General features: G+C 63.8%; 1 pseudogene. It reads right to left on the bottom strand.

The window, feature by feature from the left end:
- Positions 1-12: 12 nt before the first annotated feature.
- Positions 13-290, bottom strand: a pseudogene (locus ACW5W8_RS24055) (phage protease); the annotation flags it as partial.

The raw sequence follows: 290 nt of genomic DNA, 5'->3' as shown, positions 1-290 counted from the left end.
TAGGGTCTGCGCTTAAGCCTGCTTGGCCTTGGCAAACTCCTCGTGGCTGATACCGAGCTGGTCGGCGGCATACTTGTCATCCGCCGAGAGCGCCGCATCCCCCTTCTTCTCTGGCAGGGTCACTTGGGTGGTCTGACTGGCGGACAGTGCGGCAATCGCCGGACGGGGATCCAGCAACGCCTTGAGGGCAGCCACCCCCTTCTGGGCGGCATAGGCGGTCAAATACTCCTCTTCGGCGGCCACCACCTTGCCCTGGGTACGGGCTTCCTTGATCAGGGTTGCGGCATCCG

The organism is Aeromonas aquatilis (assembly GCF_054052405.1).
Note: the sequence above shows the minus strand (reverse complement) of the source record. Positions and strands in the feature narration are given on the sequence as shown.